This window comes from Streptomyces olindensis, assembly GCF_040645895.1.
Lineage (GTDB): Bacteria > Actinomycetota > Actinomycetes > Streptomycetales > Streptomycetaceae > Streptomyces > Streptomyces olindensis.
This window is the reverse complement of record NZ_JBEYZD010000146.1, coordinates 1-6,598: the sequence shown is the minus strand read 5'-3', so window position 1 is coordinate 6,598 and position 6,598 is coordinate 1. Positions and strand designations below refer to the sequence as shown.

Genomic DNA, 6,598 nt, shown 5'->3' with positions numbered 1-6,598 from the left:
GTCCAGCAGCAGCTGGGCCTTCACCGACAGGCCCTGGAGGTCGTACGTGCGGTGCTGCTGGAGCAGGATGGTCAGGTCCGCGTCGGCGGCTGCCGTTCAGGCGCCCAGGCGGCGCTGTGAGATCTCCGCGGCTGTGTCCGCGACGAGGCGGCCCCACTGGGGTGTCCGTCCGCCGTCGTACCGCGCCTCGGGCATGGAGACGGCCACCGCTGCCAGCGGGGTGCCGTCCTCGTCGAGTACGGCGGCGGCGACGGCGCAGACGCCCGGACGGAACTGGTTGCGGTTGACCGCATAGCCGTCGACGCGGATCCGGTCCAGCTCGGCGCGCAGCTCGTCGGGCTCGACGGGCGTCGTGTCGCTGAACCGCTCCAGCCCGGCCTCGATGAGGTCCTCGACGTCCCGCTTCGGAAGGTGGGCCAGAATGGCGCGCCCGACGGCGGTGGCGTGCAGCGGCGAGGTGTCGCCGATCGTGTGGAAGGTGCGTACGGCCTGGTCGCAGTCGACGCGGTCCACCACGACCATGCACTGCAGGGCGTCCGGCACCGACAGGTGGATGGTCTCGTTCACCGCGTCCCGAAGGCGGACCATGGGTTCACGGGCGGCGGCGAACAGGCTGGAGCCCTGCAGGGCGGCAGGGCGTACGGCCAGGACGCGGGCGCCGATCTCCCAGCGGGTGGTGTCCTTGCGGTTGGCGCGCAGCCAGCCGGCCTCCGCCAGGGAGACCAAGGTGCGCTGCACGGTGGACTTCGGCAGCCCGAAGAGCTTCGTCAACTCCCCTACGGTCACGGGCTGATGCTGGGCGACCGCCTCCAGGATCCGCAGTGACCTGGTGACGCTCTTCATTTCCATCCGGTTTCCCCCTGTTAATCCTCGAAATTTCCGCTGGACACCCTCTTGACTCCTCGCTGAAGCCGCTGTCATTCTCTGTGCCAGATTCTAGCACAGCATTCCACATAGTGGCACGGCCTCACGGGAGATCCCCCGGAAGTGAGCCGGACTGCGAGACGCGGCGGTTGCGAGCCGCAGGTCCACAAGGAGGACCTGGCTCCCGCTCAAACCATCTCGAATCGAACATCCTCACGTCGACGGCTCAGCATGCGCCTCGGCGATACGAAAGGAAAGCCCTGTGTCAGCTGCCAGGAAGCGCGTCGCGGTGGTCGGCGTCGGAACGATGGGCAGCCAGGCCGCCTGGCGGCTGGCGGCCCGCGGCGCCGAGGTCGTCGGCTACGACCGCTACGCACCCGGCCACGACCGCAGCGCCGCCGGCGGCGAGACCCGGATCTTCCGCAGCGCACACTTCGAGGACTCCCGGTACGTTCCGCTCCTCAAGCACGCCGACGCCCTCTGGGAGCAGCTCCAGCAGGAGACCGGCCGCGAGCTGCGCCGCCTGACCGGGTGCCTGCTCATGGGGCCCACCGCGCACCAGCAGATGGCCACCGTCCTTCAGTCCATCGCCGAGCACGACCTCGATCATGAGGTGCTGGACGCCGAGGCGCTCGCCAAGCGCTTCCCGCAGTACCGCATCGAGGACGGCGACGCGGCCGTGCTCGACCGCCGCGCCGGGTTCATCCGCCCGGAGCTGACCATCCAGACCGCCGCCCGCCGCGCCGAGCAGCTCGGCGCCGTGATCCACCGCTACAGCACGGTCCGCGAGATCGTCCCCGTCGCGGGCGGCGTGGAGATCCGCACCGACTCCGGCAGCGAGCGCTTCGACACCGCCGTCGTCACGCCCGGCCCCTGGGTCAACGACCTGCTGCCCGACCTGCCGTGGGAGGTGGAGATCCGCCGCCTGATCAGTGCCTGGTACGTGCCCACCGCCCCCGACGGCTGGTTCGGCGAGGAGCGCCCGGCGTTCATCCGCACGGCACCCACCCACTGCTACGGCCTGCCCTCCCCGGACGGCATCTCGGTCAAGCTCGGACTCTCCCGCGCGCTGCACCGGCTCGCCGACGACCCCAACCACCTGGACCGCACCGTGCGGCCGGACGAACTGGAGATCTTCTCCGAGCTGATCGGGCGGTACCTGCCCGACCTGCACCCGGACCCCACCCGCCTCTCCGTCTACATGGAGGGCTACACCGAGAGCAGCCGCCCCCTGGTCGGCCCGCTTCCCGGCGCCGAGAACGTCATCCTCCTCGCCGGATTCTCCGGCCACGGCTTCAAGCTCTCGCCCGCCTTCGGTGACATCGCCGCGGACCTCGCGCTCGACGGCGCATCGCCGCAGCCCATCGACTTCCTCTCCACCGTCGGCCGTACGGAGGCATGACCATGCCGGACACCACCCTCTGCGTCGGCCCCCTTCAGGCCCCGCCCGGCACCAAGACGCGCGGCACCGCCCAGGCCGATCTCGGCACCCTCACCGCGGACATCCCGGTGACACTGGTCAACGGAACCCGCCCGGGTCCCCGGGTCGTCATCACCGCCGGTGTGCACGGCGGCGAGTTCACTCCCATCGAAGCCGCCGTGCGCCTGGCAGACCTGCTGGAGCCCGGTGAGGTGAGCGGGCAGGTGATCGTCTGCCCGGTCGCCAACCCGCCCGCCGTGTACCAGGGCCGGCTCAACGTCTCCCCGGTCGACGGCGTGAACCTCAACCGTGTCTTCCCCGGCGACCCGGCCGGCGGCCCCACCGAGCGCCTGGCGGCCTGGCTCTTCGCGAACCTGGTCGACGGCGCCGACGTCTACATCGACCTGCACTGCGGCGGCATCGACCAGGTCCTGCGGGACTTCGTCGGCTACCGCCTCACCGGTGACCCGGACCTGGACAAGGCCACGGCCGAACTGGCAGCCTCCTTCGGCATCCAGGACGTCATCCTCGGGCTGACGCCCGAGGGCGGCAACAGCCACGCCGCCGCCGCCCGCCGGAACATCTCAGCGGTCCTCGTAGAGGTGGGCCAGCTCGGCCGGCGGGACGAGGCCACCGCCCTCCGCCGTGTCGACGGCCTGCTGAAGGCACTTCGCCATCTGGGCGTCCTCGACCAGGACGGTTCCGCTCCGGCACCGATCCGCGAGTGGGTCTGGTCCGCCGGCGTCACCGCCGAGGCCACCGGCCTGTGGTACCCGGAGTTCTCCTTCGACGCCGACGTCATCGGCGAAGTCACCGAGGGCGACCTCCTCGGCCGCATCGTCGACCCGATCGACGGCACGGAGCACACCGTCCACGCCCCGGCCGACGGCCGGATCTTCTACGGCATGCACGGCCTCACCGTCGCCCCCGGCAAGGAACTGGCCGCCCTGGCCGTCCCGTGGGACCCCGACACGGCCGCGCGGGCCGACACCCTCCGGCCCCCCGGTCTGGGCACCGGATCAGACGAGGCGGACCCCCGCCCCTAGCCCCTCTCCAGCCACCCCCCCTTCTTTCCACGTCCCCAGCCGCTCCCCTTCTCGCGGCCGGCACCACCAGGAGGCACACGATGAAAGATGCCCGAATCGACCGCAGACTGTTCCTGCGAGGAATAGGCGGGGTCACTGCGGGTGTCGCCGCCGCGACCGCCCTTTCCGGCTGCGGTACCGGCACCAGCCGGGCCAGTGCCGGCAGTGGCGGCAAGGGCGGCAAGACGGTGGTCGTCCGTGACAGTGGCGGCTCCTATGGTGCGGCGCTGCAGAAGGCGATCTACACGCCGTTCACGCAGGAGACCGGCATCCAGGTGAAGGTGCTGAACCTGGACGACGCGCCGCTGCTGGCGCAGATCAAGCAGGGCCGGCCGCAGTGCGACCTGATCAACAACTCGATGATGTCGCACACCAAGTACGTCCAGCAGGACGCCCTGGAGAAGCTGGACCTCGACCGGATCAAGAGCGTGCAGAGCGCGAAGATCCCCGAGAACCAGATCACCGACCATGCCGTCGGCAGCAGCTTCTACGGCGCCTGCATGGCGTACCGCACGGACGCGTTCGGCGGTAGGAAGCCGGAGTCGTGGGCGGACTTCTGGGACACCAAGGCGTTCCAGGGCGGCCGTTCCATGTGCAACCCGGACGGCGACCTGCCGGAGCTGGAGTTCGCGCTGCTCGCCGACGGCGTCCCGATGGACAAGCTGTACCCGCTGGATGTGGACCGCGCGTTCAAGGTGCTGACCCGGCTGCGGGGTGACATCAAGAAGTTCTGGGACAGCGGCCCGCTCCCCGGTGTGCTGCTCAGCCGCCAGGAAGTGACGATGTCCACCGTCTGGGACGGCCGTATCGCCGACCTGCAGAAGCAGGGCGTCCCCGTGGAGCGGCAGCTCAACGGTATGCGCCGCCAGTTCCAGGGCTACGCCATCGCCAAGGGCGCGGCGAACGAGGACAACGCCTACCAGCTGATGGACTTCTCGCTGCGGGCGGAGAGCCAGGCCGCGCTGGCGAAGGCGTTCCCGTCGAACCCGTCCTCCCCGGTGGCCTACGCGAAGCTCACCGAGGACGAGCGCAACGCGCTGGCGGGTGCGCCGAAGTACTACGACAAGGGTTTCGACACGGACATCGACTGGTGGCTGAAGAACGAGTCGGCCGTCACCAAGCGCTGGTTGGAGTGGGCTCGTGGGTGAATTCGGTATCGCGGCACCGTCGTTGAAGATGGCCGGTGACAAGCCGGCCACCGCGACCGGCAAGGCGCTGTCGGTCGTGGCCCTGCGCAAGACCTACGGCGATGTGGTCGCCGTCGACGAGGCGTCGATGGAGATCGCGGCAGGGGAGTTCGTCACCTTCCTCGGCTCGTCCGGGTCGGGCAAGACCACGACGCTGATGATGATCGCCGGGTTCTGCGAACCCGACTCCGGCACCATCACCGTCGGCGGCCGCGACGTCACCCGCCTCGCGCCGCAGAAGCGCAACCTCGGCTTCGTCTTCCAGCAGTACCTGCTCTTCCCGCACATGACCGTGCAGGAGAACGTCGCCTTCCCGCTCACCCTGCGGGGCGTGGGCAAGGACGAGATCCGTCGCCGGGTGGGGGAGACGCTGGAGATCGCGGGCCTGTCCCGCTTCGGCGGCCGCAAGCCGCGTGAGCTGTCCGGCGGACAGCAGCAGCGGGTCGCCCTGTGCCGGGCCCTCGTCTACCGCCCGCCGGTCATCCTCATGGACGAGCCGCTGGGCGCCCTGGACAAGAAGCTCCGCGACCAGCTCCAGGTCGAGATCAAGACCATCCAGCAGGAACTCGGCCTGACCGTCATCTATGTGACGCACGATCAGGAAGAGGCGCTGGTCATGTCGGACCGCATCGCGGTCATGCGCAACGGCCTCATCGAGCAGTTCGACACCCCGAGGGAACTCTTCGAGCGGCCCAGGACGCCGTTCGTGGCGGACTTCCTCGGCGCGGCCAACTTCCTGCCCGGCCGCGTGGAGCAGCACACCGACGAGCACACCCTGGTCCGTCTGGACGGCAACGGCGGCCTGATCAAGGCCCGCCGCCACGAGCTGCCCTCCGGCGCGTCGGTGAAGGTCGCGGTGCAGCCGGGCCGGCTGCGGGCCTGCGCCGCCGACGACGGCTTCTGTACCGGCACCGTCGAGACCGCCACCTATGTGGGCACCCTCGTGCGCGCGGGTGTACGTATCGACGGCAAGGACGCGCCGCTGCTGCGCCTCGAAGTACCCGCCGGCCGCGGCCCGGTCGCGGGTGAGCGGGTCGGCATCAGCGCGGATCCCGAGGACGTCAACCTCTTCTCCACCGACGAACAGGCAGGGTGAGCCATGGCAGCCCTCACCGCCACCACCCCCGCACGCCCCCGCAAACTGCTGGCTTCTCGCAGGACGCGGGTCGGGGTCTTCTATGCGCTGCCGGTTGTCATCTACCTGCTGGTGCTGTTCGTCTACCCGATCTTCTCCACGCTGCTGCTCAGCCTGAAGGACGCCGACGGCTCGTTCACCCTGCACTGGTACGCCGACGCGCTGACGGGCGTGAATCTGTCGGTGCTGATCACCACGCTGCGGATCTCCGCCGAAACGGCCGTGCTGAGCCTGGTGTTCGGGTTCGTTCTGGCGCAGGCGATCACCCGGCTCAAGCCCATCCTGGCGGGTCTGGCGATGCTGGTCGTGGTCGTCCCGCACTTCGTCAGCGCCCTGGTACGCACCTACGGCTGGATCATCATGCTCGGTGACAAGGGCCTGGTGAACGAGACCCTGGCCGCCATGTCGGTGCCCGGAGCGCCGTTCCAGCTGCTCTACAACGAGTTGGGTGTGGTCATCGGCACCACGTCGATGATGCTCCCGTACACGGTGCTGCTGCTGTACGGCGTGATGCGCGGCGTGGACCGGCGCCTGCTCGCGGCCGCGTCCAGCATGGGCGCGGGCAAGGTGACCATCTTCCGCCGCATCTACCTGCCGCTGGTCGCCCCCGGTTTGGCCAGCGCGGGACTGCTCAGCTTCATCCTCTCGCTGGGCTACTACATCACCCCGGCCCTCATGGGCGGCCCCGACCAGACCATGATCGCCACCCTGATCAACCAGCAGGTCACCAAGGAGAACCAGTGGAACGGCGCCGCCGCACAAGGCGTGATCCTGCTGGTGCTCACCCTGGCCGGACTGCTGCTGGTCAAGGTCGTGACCTCGCTGGGGGCCAGCCGTAAGAAGAGGAGCGCGACATGATGGAACTGCGCAAGTCCCTCGCCGGACGCATCGCCCTGACCGCGGTGGC

6 protein-coding genes are annotated in these 6,598 nt (G+C 69.6%); 5 read left to right on the top strand and 1 reads right to left on the bottom strand.

The annotated features are described in order from the left end of the window. Positions 1–96: 96 nt before the first annotated feature. Positions 97–843 (bottom strand): IclR family transcriptional regulator, encoded by a 747-nt coding sequence (locus tag ABZ948_RS40990; protein ID WP_435857804.1) that lies wholly within the window; start codon positions 841–843, stop codon positions 97–99. A 283-nt stretch (positions 844–1,126) separates the two neighbouring features. Here ABZ948_RS40990 and solA point away from each other — a divergent pair, with 283 nt between their 5' ends. The 5 genes from solA to ABZ948_RS40480 all read left to right on the top strand — a co-directional run bounded on the left by solA (position 1,127) and on the right by ABZ948_RS40480 (position 6,549). After that, positions 1,127–2,266: an N-methyl-L-tryptophan oxidase gene (gene solA / locus ABZ948_RS40500; protein WP_359768137.1), complete on the top strand. Its 1,140-nt coding sequence runs from the start codon at positions 1,127–1,129 to the stop codon at positions 2,264–2,266. A gap of 2 nt (positions 2,267–2,268) precedes the next feature. Next, entirely contained in the window at positions 2,269–3,330 is a 1,062-nt protein-coding gene (locus ABZ948_RS40495) for a succinylglutamate desuccinylase/aspartoacylase family protein (protein WP_359768136.1), read from the top strand. An 80-nt stretch (positions 3,331–3,410) separates the two neighbouring features. Further along, a complete protein-coding gene (locus tag ABZ948_RS40490) occupies positions 3,411–4,517 on the top strand; it encodes an ABC transporter substrate-binding protein (RefSeq protein ID WP_359768135.1) in 1,107 nt (368 codons plus the stop codon). After that, positions 4,510–5,652 carry an ABC transporter ATP-binding protein gene (locus tag ABZ948_RS40485; RefSeq protein WP_359768134.1) on the top strand — a complete coding sequence of 381 codons (1,143 nt, stop codon included), beginning with the start codon at positions 4,510–4,512 and terminating at the stop codon, positions 5,650–5,652. Before ABZ948_RS40490 ends, ABZ948_RS40485 begins: the two co-directional genes overlap by 8 nt. Positions 5,653–5,655: 3 nt before the next feature. Next, positions 5,656–6,549, top strand: coding sequence for an ABC transporter permease (locus tag ABZ948_RS40480; RefSeq protein WP_359768133.1), 894 nt, complete (start codon positions 5,656–5,658; stop codon positions 6,547–6,549). The last annotated feature ends 49 nt before the right edge of the window (positions 6,550–6,598 follow it).

Excerpts from the sequence above, each read along its gene's own strand:
- ABZ948_RS40495 (WP_359768136.1), top strand. The coding sequence starts at position 2,269 with ATGCCGGACACCACCCTCTGCGTCGGCCCCCTTCAGGCCCCGCCCGGC.
- ABZ948_RS40480 (WP_359768133.1), top strand. The coding sequence starts at position 5,656 with ATGGCAGCCCTCACCGCCACCACCCCCGCACGCCCCCGCAAACTGCTG.
- ABZ948_RS40990 (WP_435857804.1), bottom strand. The coding sequence starts at position 843 with ATGAAGAGCGTCACCAGGTCACTGCGGATCCTGGAGGCGGTCGCCCAG.
- ABZ948_RS40490 (WP_359768135.1), top strand. The coding sequence starts at position 3,411 with ATGAAAGATGCCCGAATCGACCGCAGACTGTTCCTGCGAGGAATAGGC.